16 protein-coding genes are annotated in these 17,217 nt (G+C 63.6%); 10 read left to right on the plus strand and 6 right to left on the minus strand.

Going from position 1 to position 17,217, the window contains the following annotated elements:
- The first annotated feature begins 160 nt into the window (after positions 1-160).
- From SPH52_RS06065 to SPH52_RS06100, 8 genes are all read left to right on the plus strand, one after another.
- On the plus strand, positions 161-436 hold the full coding sequence (locus SPH52_RS06065) for a hypothetical protein (protein ID WP_411794112.1): 276 nt from the start codon (positions 161-163) through the stop codon (positions 434-436).
- A complete protein-coding gene (locus tag SPH52_RS06070) occupies positions 437-682 on the plus strand; it encodes a hypothetical protein (protein ID WP_411794113.1) in 246 nt (81 codons plus the stop codon).
- A gap of 670 nt (positions 683-1,352) precedes the next feature.
- Positions 1,353-1,907 carry a hypothetical protein gene (locus SPH52_RS06075; protein ID WP_411794114.1) on the plus strand — a complete coding sequence of 185 codons (555 nt, stop codon included), beginning with the start codon at positions 1,353-1,355 and terminating at the stop codon, positions 1,905-1,907.
- Between the two features lie 153 nt (positions 1,908-2,060).
- The gene (locus SPH52_RS06080; RefSeq protein WP_411794115.1) at positions 2,061-2,279 is read left to right on the plus strand and encodes a hypothetical protein; all 219 of its coding nucleotides are present in this window, start codon (positions 2,061-2,063) and stop codon (positions 2,277-2,279) included.
- Between the two features lie 88 nt (positions 2,280-2,367).
- Positions 2,368-2,892: a hypothetical protein gene (locus SPH52_RS06085; RefSeq protein ID WP_411794116.1), complete on the plus strand. Its 525-nt coding sequence runs from the start codon at positions 2,368-2,370 to the stop codon at positions 2,890-2,892.
- Between the two features lie 98 nt (positions 2,893-2,990).
- On the plus strand, positions 2,991-3,335 hold the full coding sequence (locus SPH52_RS06090) for a hypothetical protein (protein ID WP_411794117.1): 345 nt from the start codon (positions 2,991-2,993) through the stop codon (positions 3,333-3,335).
- 576 nt (positions 3,336-3,911) lie between these two features.
- The gene (locus tag SPH52_RS06095; protein WP_411794118.1) at positions 3,912-4,382 is read left to right on the plus strand and encodes a GNAT family N-acetyltransferase; all 471 of its coding nucleotides are present in this window, start codon (positions 3,912-3,914) and stop codon (positions 4,380-4,382) included.
- Between the two features lie 281 nt (positions 4,383-4,663).
- Positions 4,664-5,152, plus strand: coding sequence for a hypothetical protein (locus tag SPH52_RS06100; protein WP_411794119.1), 489 nt, complete (start codon positions 4,664-4,666; stop codon positions 5,150-5,152).
- 99 nt (positions 5,153-5,251) lie between these two features.
- Here SPH52_RS06100 and guaD read toward each other — a convergent pair whose 3' ends face one another.
- The 4 genes from guaD to xdhA all read right to left on the minus strand — a co-directional run bounded on the left by guaD (position 5,252) and on the right by xdhA (position 11,435).
- On the minus strand, positions 5,252-6,574 hold the full coding sequence (gene guaD / locus SPH52_RS06105; RefSeq protein ID WP_411794120.1) for a guanine deaminase: 1,323 nt from the start codon (positions 6,572-6,574) through the stop codon (positions 5,252-5,254).
- Between the two features lie 88 nt (positions 6,575-6,662).
- Positions 6,663-7,511 carry a xanthine dehydrogenase accessory protein XdhC gene (gene xdhC / locus SPH52_RS06110; protein WP_411794121.1) on the minus strand — a complete coding sequence of 283 codons (849 nt, stop codon included), beginning with the start codon at positions 7,509-7,511 and terminating at the stop codon, positions 6,663-6,665.
- Positions 7,511-9,973, minus strand: a complete 2,463-nt coding sequence (gene xdhB, locus SPH52_RS06115) for a xanthine dehydrogenase molybdopterin binding subunit (protein ID WP_411794122.1) — start codon at positions 9,971-9,973, stop codon at positions 7,511-7,513. The genes xdhC and xdhB overlap by 1 nt, the downstream gene beginning before the upstream one ends.
- Positions 9,957-11,435 carry a xanthine dehydrogenase small subunit gene (xdhA, locus tag SPH52_RS06120; protein ID WP_411794123.1) on the minus strand — a complete coding sequence of 493 codons (1,479 nt, stop codon included), beginning with the start codon at positions 11,433-11,435 and terminating at the stop codon, positions 9,957-9,959. Before xdhA ends, xdhB begins: the two co-directional genes overlap by 17 nt.
- Positions 11,436-11,720: 285 nt before the next feature.
- Here xdhA and SPH52_RS06125 point away from each other — a divergent pair, with 285 nt between their 5' ends.
- On the plus strand, positions 11,721-12,395 hold the full coding sequence (locus SPH52_RS06125) for a TetR/AcrR family transcriptional regulator (RefSeq protein ID WP_411794539.1): 675 nt from the start codon (positions 11,721-11,723) through the stop codon (positions 12,393-12,395).
- Here the strand turns inward: SPH52_RS06125 and arsJ are convergent.
- Entirely contained in the window at positions 12,367-13,584 is a 1,218-nt protein-coding gene (gene arsJ, locus SPH52_RS06130) for an organoarsenical effux MFS transporter ArsJ (protein ID WP_411794124.1), read from the minus strand. The genes SPH52_RS06125 and arsJ overlap by 29 nt on opposite strands.
- Complete coding sequence (locus SPH52_RS06135) at positions 13,581-14,597, minus strand: ArsJ-associated glyceraldehyde-3-phosphate dehydrogenase (RefSeq protein WP_411794125.1); 1,017 nt, start codon at positions 14,595-14,597, stop codon at positions 13,581-13,583. The genes arsJ and SPH52_RS06135 overlap by 4 nt, the downstream gene beginning before the upstream one ends.
- A 105-nt stretch (positions 14,598-14,702) precedes the next feature.
- Between SPH52_RS06135 and hrpB the strand changes: the two genes are divergently transcribed.
- Positions 14,703-17,198, plus strand: a complete 2,496-nt coding sequence (hrpB, locus tag SPH52_RS06140; protein WP_411794126.1) for an ATP-dependent helicase HrpB — start codon at positions 14,703-14,705, stop codon at positions 17,196-17,198.
- The last annotated feature ends 19 nt before the right edge of the window (positions 17,199-17,217 follow it).

Here is a 17,217-nt window from a genome sequence, read left to right on the forward strand (position 1 = left end):
TCTGCAGCCACTTCACCATGGCCTGCGTATCTGGGTGGAGCCTGATGTCTTTGTTGAGACCTTCGGCGGCGCCTAACAATTCATTCAAGCCGACGCCGCTTCGCGGCGCGGCTTAATTCAGGCGTCAGGGCGCTTCCCACTCCCTATGCGAATGCCAAAGTTGGTCGACGCCCGAATTCGACTCTTCGTTCCTGAGCAGGGCGGCTGGCGCTCACCTGTCGATGCCTCGTCTGGTCTGTACGCGCCGCACCTGCGCATCGGCCCCAACGGCGAATACCTCGGCGTCCGCCTTGTGCAGGGACCCGCCGAACTGCATCCCAGTGACTCGGCTGAGGTTACATTTGAACTGATGTACGACAGCATCGAATACTCGACTCTGCGGGTGGGCAACCACTTCGAGATTCTCGAGGGTCTTCACGCTGTCGGGGAAGGCTAAGTGGCCCACGAACAATCCGACGAGATCAGGTACGAGTATGTTCGCGGCAGCGATGTGGACCGCGATGGCGTGTTCCTCGAACTCGACCGCGTCACGGGGCTCCAGCGCGAAACCGTCTGCGAAGTTTTCTATTCAGATGTGGACGGCTGGTTTACCTTCACGGCGTATGGATCGGTCCCGCTTCCTCTGGAGCATGTCGAGGAACTGATCCGGCGTGCACGAGAATCGCTGCTCCCTCGGCCGTGAACCTGCGCCCTAACCATTGGATGAAGGCGACGAACCCGCGTCCATGTTTTTGTGATCTCCAAGCTCTTGCGCGTGCGGGTTCGCGCCTTCTCCTGAAACGTTGGGCGTCAAAGCCAGATGAGTTACGTTTGAGCAGGACGATCTATGCCTAGTCGGGACGACTTTACGCAGGAAACCAAACGCCGACTCGCTCACCGAGCGGGGTACAGGTGTTCCAAACCTAGCTGCCGTGCGCTTACTGCGGGCCCAAGTGATGCGGCGACAGATGCCACGACTAGCATTGGCGTCGCGGCGCATATTAGCGCTGCTTCGCCTAAGGGGCCGCGATTCCGTGAGGAACTCTCGGTCGAAGAAAGAAGCTCGATTGATAACGGCATATGGCTTTGCCAAAACCACGCGAAGGAAATCGATGATGACCCGCAGCGATTTCCTGAAACCGTGTTGCTCGTGTGGAAGGAAGAGGCAGAGCGCGTTGCACGAGAAGAAGTCGGAGTTCCTGCTGGAGAGGCGCCATACCTCGTCAAGGTGGAGGCACTTACAGAGCGAGACGGGAGCGGGCGAATCATTGTTTTCGGGAAGACGAATCTTCCCAACGATACAAGATTGATGATTTCCGTTAGAGAGTCCGGCGGTGGATGGCTCTACGGCCAAGCAAAGTGTTCAGTTAGGCATGGAGCCTTCTCAACAGAGGGCTTTTCTGATAAAGGCGATCCGTTACCTGCGAAGCGCTACCATCGAGATTGTTAGCTACTTCAATGGTGCGTGGAAGCAACCAGCCTCGGTGCTATCCAGCGTCGGTAGCCTAGGTGGCAGACTAATTGGTCCACAGGTAAGCAAGGTGGATCCTGAGTTTGAAGATTCGGAGAAATGCATTTCTGCGGTTTTTGAATTGCCCGTAGGGGACCATTCGAGTTATCGCAGCCAGGGCTATTCTGAGGCCGCTGCGGTTGAGGCTGTGAAGGCAGCTGTCTTGACAGTGCGGGGGCGAGGGAAGTCCGCCGAACCCGTGGACAAGGTAATTGAATGGTTTCTAGGGGTGCCTGGACTGAAGGTTAAGGACGGTTGGTCGGCTCGCGAGCTAAAGGATGGCGTTTACGAGGTGGTGTTTTCGTACTTGGACGGTGACTCGCCTTCGCTCGCTAAGTGGACTGTCGTGGCAGGGTCCGGTCAGGTTATGTACGAGAACAGAAACGCGAAGATCATGAGTTACCTCTCCGAGGACTAAGTACGGTAAAATCAAAGAAGACTAATCGGGCAAGCACGAGTGATGCTCTACCGGCGTGATCCTCGCCCAACAAGTCCATCGAGCGGACGGGCATAAAGCTGGCGCTTAACGCCCGTCCGCTGATGTCTGCCGTGAGGCCCCAAGAGCGCATGCATGAAACAGTTTGACGTCATCAGAGTTGTCTCGATTCGTGACGATCGGTTCACGGAGACGGAAAGAGACTGGCAAAGAGCGCCGGCAGTAGGAGACCTAGGGACAATCTTGGAGGTCTATGCAGATTCCTTTGAGGTCGAGTGTATCGACTCCAGCAACGGCAGCACCATCTGGCTTGCCGCGATGTACCCCGACGAGATCACTCGTGTCCACAAGTAGGCTAGGCCACGGCATGCCTAACCAGTCGTCCAAGCGGACGCGTGTACCACGCGCCGCACAACATTAGCGTTAGCCATTGAGGCATCCTGTGAAATCAGTCGATACGCCGCTAGGAAACGTCAGGTTTGAAGCAGTGGTGCATGGCAAGGCCGACATGCAGATACTGGAGCTGCCGTGTCTTCTTCATAACGGCATGACGCTTGAGCGAATCGTAGCCTGCGTGCTAGTTGTAGAACCAAGTATCGATGGCGCTGACCTTTCTTTCTCAGCACAGCTTGATAACGAATGCCAGGCTGGATCTCCTGAGCCTGGCGAGTGTCTCGACTGTGTTTCGTGGGAGTCTTCGGGCTGGGCTTTGTCGTTAGGGACTGAAGATGGCGATGCTCTTTCTCAAAGGCTGAAGTGTCTGAATATTGAATCAGAGGCTTATCCAATATCTTACTCACAGACTGGCCTTGAACTTCTCTTAACGGGGCTGAAAAAAGGGAAAGCTTTATCATTTCACTTCATAGTCGCATATAATTTCACCCCGGGCGATCAGGAGTGCTCCACATGGTTTGCGGTCGATGTGCCCCATAAGGTGGTTATTAAAGCCATGTGTGCAACATTTTGAAAGCTTACAAGAAAATGAATAAAGTGCTGCGCAAGCCCAATAAATGGCGTCATGTTTTACTATAACGTGCTCGATTGTATTAAGCTCAAGGAGGAGGAATGGAAAGGCCGCCGCGGCATGTCCTCGTAGATGCTGCCCTTACTGGGAGGTTCCACAACGTTGTCGCTCGTTTTCTGGATGGCAAGTGGGGCCTTCTGCCATCCGTTTGGGATGTGCCGTTCGAAGAGGTGGTTCAAGAAGGGGTGCGCCGAGGGATGGATACGTTCATCTCTGCCAGGCCTCATGGTGAGGGTTACTGGTTATCTAAAACCGAGCGAGGGTTTGCAGTTCAGTATTTCGAGCGGGGTATTAATGATGATATGACAGAGTTCAAAGAGCTTGAGTTGGCCTTTCGGCATCTTATACGTTGCCAGTTGGACATGCTTCAGCTCAAAGCTGAATAGAATACGTAAAAATTAGAATGCACTAGCGCGCCGCTGGACCGATGCGTGCAAGTGACAAACTATTTTTAAATCTATCAGATGTGTAAGCCGAGAAGCTCAGTGAGTCTTAACGCTAGGCCATTAAATCATGCAGTGCCCAATTTGTTCTGGTGAGCTACACGAAATCCAAGTCGCACCATGCTTCGATTGCGGGCATGCTACTGGTGAAATCGAAGAATGCGCCCGAGGGGAGCACGAGTACCATACCTTTTCGCTATGGGGGCAGCGGTTGGTTCTCTGTGATTTCTGTGACGCCGATTTTGGCTCTTATTATCCAGATTATTTTGGACTTCCCGAAAGTTCGCCCCAGGACTATCCCCTTGAGCTCGTTGAAATAGTGGATTCGCCATCGATTTCCACGGATTTATATTGCCCTTTGTGCAAGCGGCGTTTAGCTTTTCTTCAGTATCTTAAGGCGGTTCGCGAGTGCAAGGCATAAAAGCAAACTGATCCCGGTGGCGAGTTTTGCTAATTTGAAAGCACTACCAAGCCGCGCATTCTGGCGGCGCTCAGCGTCAACCCAGCGAGGAAGCAACCTTGGACATCCGTGTTGATGACCTGCGAAGTCATGAAGTTATCGAGTTAATACGAGAGCATCTTGAGGCGATGGCGCCGACGGCTCCTCCTGAGAGCCGCCACGCGCTCGATCTCGATGGGCTACGTGGTCCGGACGTTACCCTTTGGGCGATGTGGGACGGGGTGGAGTTAGCCGGTATTGGGGCTCTTAAGCGTCTTTCACAAACCCACGCCGAGATAAAGTCCATGAAGACCGCAAAGCCCTACTTGCGTCGGGGTGTTGCGTCACGTCTTCTTTCGCACATGATGCGTGAGGCAAAATCAAGCGGTTATAGCCAACTGAGTCTAGAGACCGGGTCGATGGAGTACTTCCAGCCTGCAAGGGCGCTATACGCTTCATTTGGTTTCACTCAATGTGCACCATTCGGCGATTACCTGGAAGATCCGAACAGTGTGTTTATGACCATCTACATAGATGAGGCCAGCGCTTAGCAAGCGGCTGAAAACCGCCGCAAAGGTTTACAGGTGTTCTCTGGCACCTACACTGCCGTGCAGATGAAGCATTCAATTCAGCATCAGGAGGCTTCATGTCACTACGCAGGCTCCCGTTCGTTCTCTCAATCGCAACCGCTGTTCTCGTGCTCAGTGGCTGTCCGTCGCCGGGGAATGGCGAGCCACCGGCGACGACCGAAACAGCCGGTACCTCTCAACCCGAAGCGGCTCTTGCGCCGCTTGAGGTAGGCGATGAGCAGGTCCGGGCGGCGGATGGATCCGTGCTAGTCGGTATTGACGATGTGCCGGGCACCATTCGCGCGGATCAACAGGCTGAGTTTGGTGCTACGGAGCGCTTCCAGGAAGCCTCGATTTCGCCGGACGGTGCCTGGCTAGCCGTGGTCACCACGGGGGCGGCGCACAGTGCCGGCTGGCTTGTCCGAATGGAAGAGCGGGAACCAAGGCCGGCTGCGTTCCAGTACGGCGGCAATATCACCATCGGGCCGTGGGGCGATGATGCGCGACGGCTGGTCTTCGTGCAGGAAGGTCCTGCTGGCGGTCGCACGCTGACGGTGGTCGATGCTGAGCAGCTGGGAGAAACGGTGGAGGCGAGTGCCATGCCGGTGCGCAGCCCCGAGCATGAGGAGCTGGCACCCGAGGAGCGCATCTATGAGGCGCTGGCGTGGAGTAACGGAGAGCTGCTCTTCCGGGTGGGCGAAGAGCGCTGGGTCTTTGATCCGGATAGAGAGGAGGTACGGCGGGAGGGGTGAGCCCTCGAAGCAGTAGGTTTCACAACTGGGTTTCACACTAAATTTCAAATCGTGGCGAGTGGTCCTCATGAATTCTGAGAGCCACTCGCCATTTTCGTTTCAGGCCTGGTCGCGGCGATGCTGGCAGCGTCCGCTGGCCCAGGTCTCGAGTATGCTGCGGTCGTCGCCCAGCATCATCAGGGCGAACAGTCGCTCGCCGAGGGTTTTGCAACGTGCGTGACGACGCCCGAGCAGAGGCGAGCCGTCGGGGTCGATCACGACGAAGTCGGCCTCCATGCCGGGGGCGAGGCGGCCGATCTTGTCATCCAGCGAGAGCGCCTTGGCGTTGCCCAGAGTGAGGCCGTATAGGCCTTGCCAGGCGGTGAGCGGCTGGCCGCGCAGCTGGCCTACCTGGTAGCCGGCCTTGAGCGTGGCGAGGCCGGAGAGGTCGGTGCCGCCGCCGATGTCGCTGGCGTAGGTGATGTTGAGGCCTACCTCACGCGCCGCCAGGCGGTCGAACAGGCCGCTGCCGAGGAACATGTTGGAGCTGGGGCAGAAGGCGATGTTGGCGCCGCGCTCGGCCAGCCTGCAACGCATCTCCTGGTCGAGGTGGATGCCGTGGGCGAAGGTGCTGCGCGGGCCGACCAGCCCGGATTGCTCGTAGACTTCGAGATAGTCGCGGCTCTCGGGGAAGAGCTCGGCCACCCAGTCGAGTTCGCCGGGGTTCTCGGAAAGGTGGGTCTGTAGCCACAGGCTCGGGTCGTTGCGCAGCAGGCCGCCGGTGGCATCGAGCTGCTGGCGGGTGGAGGTCGGGGCGAAACGTGGGGTCAGGCTGTAGCCGAGGCGGGCAGTACCGTGCCAATCGCCGATGAGAAGCTCGGTATCGCGAATGCCGCCATGGGTGTCGTCGCACAGCGCCTCGGGGGCGTTGCGATCCATCAGTACCTTGCCGGCCAGCATGCGCAGGTCGCGCTCGCGGCAGGCCGAGAAGAAGGCTTCCACCGAGGTGGGGTGGCTGGAGCAGAACACCTGGGCGGTGGTGGTGCCGACCCGCAGCATCTCGTCGAGGAAGGCGTTGGAGATGACATCGGCGCGCTCACGCTGGGCAAAAGCGCACTCCTCGGGGAAGGTGTACTCGTTCAGCCAGTCCAGCAGCTGACGCCCGTAGGAGGCCATGATCTCCAGCTGCACGTAGTGTACGTGGCTGTCGATGAAGCCGGGCATCACCAGCTTGCCGCGATGATCCACCGTCTCGATGCCTTCCGGTAGTTGGGGCGCCAGCGTCGCGTAGTCGTCGATGGCCTTGATGCGGCCGTTCTCCAACCACAGCGCGCCATCCTCGATGTGGCGTACGCTGCCTTCGGCTGGTTTGTCACCCTCGCCGGGGTCGGCATCGAAGCTCAGCAGTTCGGCGCGTATCACGCGGGAATCATTGTTCGTCATGTTTGGGGCTCGTTGGTTGCTGTCATCGGGTTGATCCGGTGCCCGATAGCCAGCGTCGTGGTTCAGGTAATTTGTCTGGACCGTGTGGCTAGAACAGGGCGCGCAGCTTTGCCGGCTCCAGGCCGCGCTGATCGGGCCGTTCGGCAGTGCCCACCAGCGGCAGCAGTTCGGCCATGGCGGCGATGGCAATGGCGTAGGGCGTCTTGTCGCCACCGGTGCCACCATTCGCCATGCCGATGGGGCAGCGCACCCGGGCCAGGGCCGCGTCGTCGTGTCCGGCATCCTTGAGCCGCGAGCGGAAGCTGGCCCACTTGCTCTTCGAGCCGATCAGGCCGATGGAGGCCATGTCGCCGCGCTTGAGCAGGGCGTCGATCAGCTCTCGGTCCTCGGCGTGGTCGTGGGTCAGTACCAGTGCGTGGCTGCCGGCCGGCAGTGCCTCCACAGCGGCCTGTGGGTCGGCGGCGTGGCGGCAGTCCAGCCGTGGCTGATCCGCGGCCCAGGCCGGGAAGGCGTTTTCGCGGCTGTCATGCCACAGCACCCGCCAGGGTAGCGGGGCGGCCAGGCGGGCCAGCTCGGTGCCGACGTGGCCGGCACCGAAGAGGGCCAGTGTCGCCGCGCTGCCGGGAAACACCTCAAGCAGCACGTTGACGAAGCCGCCACAGCACTGGCCGCTGCGCCCGCCCAGGGCGAAGGCCTCGAGGCTCATGCCGCTCTCGCCGCGGGCCAGCTTTTCCCGCGCTGCATCGATCACCTGGAACTCGAAGGTGCCACCGCCGAGGGTGTCGCAAACGGCATCCTCGGTGATCACCATGCGCGCGCCGGGCTCACGGGGCGTGGAGCCGGCGCTCGTCACCACGGTAGCGAGGGCGTGAGGCAGCCCCTCGCTCTGCAGCCGATGCAGCGCCTCGTGCCAGGCCTGCGGACGCGGCGCGTTCATCACGCCGCTCCCTGCGCGGTGTCATAGCGGCTGCGCAGGGCCTCGGCGGCCATCAGCACCCGTTCCGGCGTGGCCGGGGTGTCGAGTCGCGGGGCCTCGGCGTAATCGGTCAGGCTCGCCAGGGCGTCGCGCAGCGCCGACCACACCGCCATGCCCAGCATGAAGGGCGGCTCGCCCACCGCCTTGGAGCGGTAGATGCTGGCCATGGAGTTGGGGTGGCCTTCCATCAGCTTGACGTTGAACACCGGCGGCAGGTCGCCGTAGGTGGGGATCTTGTAGGTCGCCGGGCCGTCGGAGATCAAGCGCCCGGCCTCGTTCCACTTGAGCTCCTCGCTGGTCAGCCAGCCCATGCCCTGGATGAAGCCGCCTTCCACCTGGCCGAGGTCGATGGCCGGGTTCAGCGAGTCGCCCACGTCGTGCAGGATGTCGACCCGATCGACCTGGTATTCGCCGGTCAGGGTGTCGACGCTGACCTCCGCCACGGCGGCGCCGAAGGCGTAGTAGTAGAAGGGGCGGCCCTGGCCGACGTTGCGGTCGTAGTGGATCAGCGGCGTGGCGTAGAAGCCCTTCTCGGAGAGCGAGATTCGGTTCAGGTAGGCGGTTTGCACCAGCTCGCCCCAAGGAATGCGACGCTCGCTCTCGCCGTGGCCGGCAACGAGATGGCCGGCTTCCAGGCGCATGTCCTCACGATCGAGCCCCTGATCCTGGTAGAGGTGCTCGTGGGCAAAATCGAACAGGCGTTGCTTGAGCTTGAGGCTGGCGTCGCGGGCGGCCTGGCCGTTGAGGTCGGCGCCGCTGGAGGCCGCGGTGGGCGAGGTGTTGGGTACCTTGTCGGTACGGGTGGCGCTGATGCGCACCTCGTCGGTATCCAGCCCCAGCTCGCGGGCCACCACCTGGCAGATCTTGGTGTGCAGGCCCTGGCCCATCTCGGTGCCGCCGTGGTTGATCATGACGCTGCCGTCGGTATAGACGTGCAGCAGCGCGCCGGCCTGGTTGAGGTGCTTGGCGGTGAAGGAGATGCCGAACTTCACCGGCGTCAGTGCCAGGCCGCGCTTGACGATCGGGCTCTCAGCATTGAATTCGGTGATGGCGCGGCGCCGAGCCCAGTAGTCGCTGCTGGTCTCGAGCTGCTCGACCAGTTCCTTGAGCAGGGCGATCTGGTCCACCTGCTGGCCGTAGTGGGTCATCTGCCGGCCGGGGCGGTAGAAGTTGCGCTTGCGTACCGTCAGCGGGTCTTCGCCGATGCGCCGGGCGATGTCGTCCATCGCCGCTTCGATCACCATCATGCCCTGGGGGCCGCCGAAGCCGCGGAAGGCGGTATTCGACGCGGTATGCGTGCGTGCGCGATGGCCCGTCACGCGGGCCTCTCCCAGCGAGTAGGCGTTATCGCTGTGGAACATGGCGCGGTCGACGATGGCGTCCGAAAGGTCGGGCGAGTAGCCGCAGTCGCCGATCACGGTGATCTCGCCGCCCTGGATCACGCCCTGTTCATCCACGCCGAGACGATAGCGGTTGTGGAACGGATGGCGCTTGCCGGTGACGCGCATGTCGTCGGCACGCGGCAGGCGGACGCGAGTAGCGCGGCCGGTGCGCCGCGCGATCAGCGCGGCAATGCAGGCCCAGGGCGAGGCCTGGGTCTCCTTGCCGCCGAAGCCGCCACCCATGCGGCGGACCTCCACGGTCACGGCATGGAACGGGATGCCCAGCACCTCGGCCACCAGCTTCTGGGTCTCGCTGGGGTGCTGGTTGGAGGTGTGGACGATCACGCCCTCATCCTCGGTGGGTTGCACCAGGCAGGCCTGGCCTTCCAGATAGAAGTGCTCCTGGCCGCCGACGAACTGCTCGGCTTCGACCACGTGAGCGGCATTGGCCAGCGCCTGCTCCCAGTCGCCGCTCTGCTGCACGTGGGTGGGGCGCACGAACTCGCCGCGCTCGGCGGCGGCCACCGGGTCAAGGCAGGCCGGTTGTTCGTCTATTTCGACTACGGCGGCCTGCACCGCCTCGCGCGCGGCGCGATGGCTCTCGGCGGCCACGGCGAACATCACCTGGCCGACGTAGCTGATCTCCTCATCGACGAAGATGGGGTCGCCGGGGAAGACGGGGCCGATATCGGTGTGGCCCGGTACGTCGCCAAAGCCGATCACGTCGACCACCCCCGGCATCGTCCGCACCTTGTCCAGGTCGAGCCGCGTCAGGCGGCCGTGAGCGACGGGAGAGAGGCCCAGCGCCACGTGCAGGGTATCGGCGGGCGCCTTGAGGTCGTCGATGTAGGCGGCGCGCCCCGTGACGTGCTTGACCGCGCTCTCATGGGCCTGTGCATGTGGATGAGGAGCCGCATGCACGGTATCCCGCGCCAAGGGGCTTGAGCCCTTGATACGACCGTCGAGCTCGTGGCGGGCAGTTTCCGACTCCGCGCTCACGTCAGGTGCGGTCGATTTATTCAGCTTAGTGAGCGTACGCATGGAGCATCACCTCCCGGGGGCTGTCGGACTCGGCCTGAGCGATCACGAGGCGCAGGCGCTCGAGCAGGTTGGCGGCGGAGAGCCGGCGGTATTCGGCGCTGCCGCGCACGTCGGACATGGGCTGGAAGTCCTCGGCCAAGGCCTCGCGTGCGGCAAGGAAGGCTGCCGCATCGGGGGCCTGGCCCTCCAGCGCCGCCTCGGCACGGGCGGCGCGCTTGGGGATCGCCGCCATGCCGCCGAAGGCGAGTCGCACGTCGCGCATCACGCCGTTCTCCATGCGCCAGGCGAAGGCACCCAGCACTGCGGAAATGTCATCCTCACGACGTTTCGACAGCTTCCACACCTTGAGAGTTTGGCCCTCGATGGGGCGAGGCAGGAAGATGGCGCGAATGGCCTCGCCCTCGCGCAGGGCAGTGCGCTTGTAGTCGAGGAAGAAGTCTTCCAGCGGCAGTTCGCGCTCGCGCACTCCATGATCATCATTGGGGCCGACCAGGCGCAGGCGCGAGCCCAGCGCCAGCAGCACCGGCGGGGTATCGCCGATGGGCGAGGCGTTGGCAACGTTGCCGCCCAGGGTGCCGCGGTTGCGCACCTGCTGAGAGCCCAGGCGGTGCAGCAGGTGGGCGAAGGCGTCGTAGTGCTCCTCGAGCAGCGGCTCCAGGCGCGTATAGCTGACGGCGGCACCGATCCACCAGCCTTCGCGACCGTCTTCCAGCGTGGCTTCCTCGATGACATTGAGCTCGGCCACCCGGGTCACGTCGATGATGCGCTCGAAGCGCGCCAGGCGCTGGGTGGATTCGAGCCACAGGTCGGTGGCGCCGGCGACCAGGCGTGCCTGAGGATGCCGCGCGAGGCAGTCGGTCAACTCAGCGAGGGTTGCCGGCTGCAGGAAGGCGGCGTCGAGGTCGAGGCGTTGGTCGCTCACTTCGCTGTCACGGGGTGCCGCAGCATCGAGCCACAGGGGGCGATTGTCCGGGTGGGCATTCATGCTCAAGGCGGCATCGCGGATCGGCCGGTAGCCGGTGCAGCGGCACAGGTTGCCGCCCAGTGCGGCTTCCAGACGCTGGGGCGTCAACGGTGCCGGTGCCTGACGCTGCTGTTCATGCAGGGTGAACAGCGACATGACGATGCCCGGCGTGCAGAAGCCGCACTGGCTGCCGTGGCACTCGACCATGGCCGCCTGGGCCGGATGCAGTGCCTCGCCCTGTGCCAGGCCATCCACCGTGACCAGGTAGCGACCATTGAGCTGATGGGCCGGTGTGATGCAGGCATTGGCGCTGTGATAGCGCAGCTCGCCGTCGGGGCCGGGCTCGCCGATGGCTACCGTGCACGCACCGCAGTCACCCGAGGCACAGCCCTCCTTGGTACCCGTAACGCCGAGCGTTTCGCGCAGCAGCTCGAGCACGCTGGTCTCGGGAGAGGCCTCGCTCCGACATGGCTGCCCGTTGAGCATGAAGTCGATCATCGCCTTGTCTCTTGTTGACGTTGTGATAGCTGACCGGTCGCCACGCAACGAGAGGTCGCTGCTCGACCGTATCGATACGAGTTGACCAAATGGTCAGGATGATCTCAGCATGGGCCAGAATGTCGCACTTTGCAAGAGTCATGTGGCTATCAGGCAAGCGGACAATGGTCATGCTGGCAATATGGTGCCCAATTCGCCGTCGATGGTCTCATTTGCAGGAACCGCTGCGGTGGGGCACTCTCTTGGCTTCATCATTCACAGGGCAGGGGCCTGTCGATGACCGACATGACCGAAACCGAGACCTTGCCGCCAGCGCGGCAGGGTGGCGAGAGCAATGGGGCCACACGCGAACGCAACGAGCGCGAGATCCTCGAAGCCGCCGAACGGGTCTTCGCCCAATACGGCTATCGCGGCGCCAGCGTGCAGGCCATTGCGGAGGAAGCGGGGCTGCCCAAGTCCAACGTGCTCTACTACATGGGCAACAAGCGTGGCCTCTACGTACGCCTGCTCGAGCGCATGATGGCGCGCTGGAACGCGCTGCTCGACGATATCAGCGTGGAGGACGACCCCGCCGAGGTGCTCGAGGCGTTCATCCGCAGCAAGATGCAGCTATCACGCCGACACCCCGAAGGCTCGCGGCTGTTTGCCGCCGAGATCCTTGGCGGCGCTCCCTTCCTGCAGGAGTACCTGCGCGGCGAGCTACGCGAATGGGTACAGACCCGCGCCAGGGTTTTCGAGCAATGGGCGGAGCGGGGACTGATGGATCCGGTCGACCCGGTATGGCTGATCTTCCTGATCTGGTCGGCCACCCAGCACTACGCCGACTTCGAGGCCCAGGTACTGGGTATTACCGGCAAGGATGAGATATCCGATGCCGACGTGGAACGGATCACCCGCTTCCTGACTCAGGTGATCCTCAAGGGATGTGGGGTCAGGCCTCCCTCGGCAACGCCAGGCTGATCGCTACCGTGGCTGCCAGCATGGCGCTCGAAACCCATAGCGTGGCGGTGAGCCCACCGTTCATGTAGAGCCAACCCGAAAGCAGGGTGCCGATCAGCCGGCCCATGGCGTTGGCCATGTAGTAGAAGCCGACGTCCAGCGAGACGCCGTCGGCACGAGCCAGCTTGACGATCAGGTAGCTGTGCAGGCTCGAATTTACTGCGAAGACCGCGCCGAACAGCAGAAGCCCGCCCAGCAGCATGAAATGCGGCTGCCACTCCAGCCCTTGCCTTTGAAGACCAAGCGCAATCAGCGCCGGCAGGGCGGCTAGGCCCGCCGCCCACAGGATGGCGGCAGAGCGACCCGAGTGGCGCCCGGTAATGCGCGGCGCCACCGCCTGCACCGCCCCGTAGCCGATCACCCACAGCGCCAGGAAGCCGCCTACGCGCCAGTGGTCCCAGCCGAACTGGGTGGCGAGGAACACCGGCAGCGCCACCACGAACCAGACGTCGCGGGCACCGAACAGGAACATTCGTGCCGCCGAGAGAATGTTGATCGCCCGGCTTTTGGAGAGAATCTCGCGGAATTTCGGCTTGGCCTTGGCACGGCCCAGGTCGGCGTCGAGGCGGGCAAGCGAGAGGCCGAGCACGCCAACGAGCATCAGCGCCATGGCGAGTATCGCGCCCTGGAAGCCGATCAAGGTGAGTAGCAGCCCGCCGAGAAAGAAGCCCACTCCCTTGAGCGCGTTCTTCGAGCCGGTGAGCAGCGCCACCCAGCGGTAGAGCGCGGTGTGTCCGTCATCGCCGGCTGGCACCAGGGTCTTGATCGCGCTCTTGGCGCTCATCTTGTTGAGGTCCTTGGCGATCCCCGAAAGCGCCTGGGCCGCCATCACCCAGGGCACCGTGAGCCAGGCCGTGGGAACCAATAGCATGACCAGGGCGACGATCTGTAAGCCCAGGCCCAGGTTCATGGTGCGGTTGAGCCCCAGCCGCGCGCCGAGCCAGCCGCCCACCAGGTTGGTCACCACGCCGAAGAACTCGTAGAACAGGAACAATAGCGCCACTTCCAGCGCTGAGTAGCCGAGCTGGTGGAAGTAGAGCACCACCAGCATGCGCAGGGCACCGTCGGTCAGCGTGAAGCCCCAGTAGTTGCCGGTGACCAGCAGATACTGGCGAACCTCGCGGGGCAGGGCGGCAACGCGGGCGATCATGCGTCGGCGTTCCCCACCTTGGCGGCCAGTTCCACGGTGCGGCAGGCGTAGCCGTACTCGTTGTCGTACCAGGCGTAGAGCTTCACCTGGGTGCCGGCCACCACCATGGTGGAAAGCGCATCGACGATGGAGCTGCGCGGATCAGAGCGGTAGTCGATGGAAACCAGCGGGCGTTCCTCATAGCCCAGGATGCCGGCTAGTTCTCCCTCGGCGGCCTGCTTCAATAGCGCGTTGACTTCCTCGACCGTGGTCTCGCGCTTGACCTCGAACACCATGTCGGTCAGCGAGGCGTTGGCCAGCGGCACGCGCACGGCGTGGCCGTTGAGCTTACCGGTGAGCTCCGGGAAGATCGCCGTGATCGCCTTGGCCGAACCGGTGGTGGTGGGGATCAGGCTCATGCCGCAGGCCCGGGCACGGCGCAGATCCTTGTGAGGGGCGTCGAGGATCACCTGGGTGTTGGTGATGTCGTGGATGGTGGTCATGGAGCCGTGGCGAATGCCGAGCTTTTCGTGGATCACCTTGACCACCGGCGCCAGGCAGTTGGTGGTGCAGCTCGCCGCGGTGACGATGCGATGCCTAGCCGGATCGTAGAGGTGATCGTTGACGCCCATGACGACATTTAGCACGCCATCTTCCTTGACCGGGGCGCTGACCACTACGCGCTGCACCCCCTGATCGAGATAGCCCTGCAGCTTGTCGCTGGTCTTCATCTTGCCCGAGCACTCGATGATGACGTCGCAGTCGGACCAGTCGGTAGCGTCAATCTCGCGGTTGGCGCTGAAGGCGATCTGTCGACCGGCGACGAGCAGGGCGTCATCGGTCGCCGTGATATCATCGCCGCCGCCGGTCCATTGGCCGTGCACCGAGTCGAACTGCAGCAGGTGGGCAAAGGTAGCGGCGTCGCCGCCCGGATCGTTGATGCGCACGAACTCGAGAGCGGGATTCGACCAGCCGGCACGCAGCGCCAGGCGGCCAATGCGGCCGAAACCGTTGATGCCGATGCGAAGGGTCATGGTGTGCTCCTCTAGTGCCTGCGAAGTATGAGTAGCTGCGATGTGTATCGCGGAAATGTGCCTGAAATATATGGCAAATCGTATATGAATGTAGATGACAATTCGATGACGCTCCGCGCCGATCTGCCTATCGATGCCCGATTGCCCGAGATCCGATCGGCGCTGGCCGCGCATAGCCGTGTGCTGCTGGTCGCCCAGCCCGGGGCGGGCAAGACCACTCGGGTGCCGTTGGCCCTGCTCGACGAGGCCTGGTGTTTGGGCGAGCGTCGCGAGGGCCGCCTGTTGCTGCTGGAGCCACGGCGCGTGGCCGCACGACTGGCGGCGGGCTTCATGGCGCAGTCGCTTGGCGAGGAGGTCGGCGAGACCGTGGGATACCGCATGCGCGGTGAGAGCCGGGTAGGGCCGAAGACACGGCTCGAGGTAGTCACTCAGGGTGTGCTCACCCGCATATTGCAGGAGGATCCGCTGCTCGAGGGAGTGACCGGCATCGTCTTCGACGAGTTCCACGAGCGCAGCCTGGAGGCCGACCTGGGGCTGGCCCTGGCGCTGGATGCCCAGTCGGTACGCGACGACCTGCGCCTGCTGGTGATGTCGGCGACCCTCGACGTCGAGGCGCTACTCCGTGTGCTGGGTGAACAAACGCCTCTCGTCGAGAGTTCGGGACGCAGCTTTGCTGTGGAAACACGCTATCGCCCGCTCAGCACTCATATCAATTCTCGGGATGACGCCGCAGGCCAACAGGCCAAGGCGGTAGTGGAAGCCCTGGTCCTGAACGAAGGCGATGCCCTGGTGTTTCTACCCGGCGTAGCCGAGATTCGTCGCCTGGCGCGGGAGCTGGCGCGGCGCCAGCCCGAGCTCGTGGTGCGCGAACTGCACGGCCGCCTGCCATTGGAGGAGCAGCGTCGGGCGTTGAAGCCTGAACCCGACGGTCGGAGGCGCGTGGTACTGTCCACCGCCATCGCCGAATCCAGCGTCACCGTGGATGGCGTGCGCATCGTCGTCGATGCCGGCCAGGAACGGGTGCCGGTGTACCAGCCGCGCAGCGGACTCACGCGCCTGGAAACTCGCCGCGTCAATCGTGCCAGCGCCGATCAGCGCCGCGGCCGTGCCGGGCGCCAGGGCCCTGGGCTGTGCCTGAGGTTGTGGGCCGAGGAGCAGCCGCTCGTGGCCCACGGCGAGCCCGAGATGCTTCAAGCCGACCTGGCGCCGCTGGCCTTCGAGTTGGCGCGCTGGGGTATCGTCGAGCCCAATACACTGGCCTGGATCACGCCGCCGCCTGCGGGCGGACTGGCGGCGGGTCGCGCGTTGTTGCAGCGGCTCGGCGTGCTGGACGAGCAGTGGCATCTCACCGAGCTGGGCCGCGCCTGTACCCGCTGGCCGACTCATCCGAGGCTTGCCGTGATGCTGGAGCGGGCCAGCGAGCTCGAAGCGCGGCCGCTGGCCTGTGCGCTGGTGGCGGCGCTGGAGGGCCGCGACCTCGATGGCGAGCAGGATCTGGAGCGTTCGCTCCAGGTGCGCCTGGCGGAGCCATCAGCCTATCGCCAGTGGCAGCGCGATGCCCAGCGCCTGGCACGAATCGCCGGCATGCGTCTGGAAGTGACGAGCCTGGCGCCGCTGGGCGGGCTGCTTGCCATGGCCTATCCCGACCGCGTGGCGCAGCGCGTCAATCAAGAGGCAGAGCCGGGGCGCTTCCGCCTCGCCAGTGGCGGCCTGGCGACACTGCCCGAGAACCACCCACTGGCCCATGCCGAGATGCTGGTGGCCGCCGAACTCGACGGTCAGGCCAGCGGCGCACGAATCTTTCGCGGCGTGGCCATCGAGCGGTCGCGGCTCGAGGCGCTGTTTCCCGAGACGAGAGAGTGGCGGGCGAGCCTTGAGTGGTCGGAGGGGCAGGGGCGTCTGGTCGGCGAGCAGGTGCGTGGCCTAGGGGCAGTGGTGTTCGAACGCAGGCCGCTGCAGGCGCTGCCACCGGAGGCGGTACGCACGGCGCTTCTCGAGGCGCTACACCGTCGCGGCGAGCTGCCCTTCGATGAAAGCGCCGAGCAACTGCGCGGCAGGGTGGCGCTGCTGCGCCGGGAACTGGGCTCTCGTTGTGATCAGGAGGACTGGCCGGATTGGTCGATGCCGGCGCTGCTCGAGGATCTGGAGGGCTGGCTCGGGCCGCACCTGGATGGAGTGACCCGCCTAGACAGCGTAGAGCGGCTGCCGCTGGGGCGCTTTCTGCTCGACAGCCTCGACTGGTCGCGGCGCAGTCGGCTCGACGCGCTGGCGCCGGAGCGAATCGAGGTTCCCAGCGGCTCGCAGGTGCGCCTCGACTACACGCCATGCCTGGAGGGCAGGGCGCCGGTGCTGGCGGTGAAGCTGCAGGAGACTTTCGGCTGGCGGGAATCGCCGCGAATCGCCGAGGGGCGCGTCGCCGTGCTGCTCCATCTGCTTTCGCCGGCGCGCCGTCCACTGCAGGTGACTGCCGATCTGGCCAGTTTCTGGGTGAACGCCTATCCCGAAGTGCGCAAGGAGATGCGCGGCCGCTACCCCAAGCACCCTTGGCCGGAAGACCCGCTCACCGCCGAGGCCACCGCCCGTACCAAGCGTCGCGGCTGAAGGCTCGTCTGCCGGCGCC

Origin of the sequence: Halomonas sp. A29, assembly GCF_046723295.1 — a bacterium.
In the GTDB taxonomy this organism is placed as follows: Bacteria; Pseudomonadota; Gammaproteobacteria; order Pseudomonadales; family Halomonadaceae; genus Halomonas.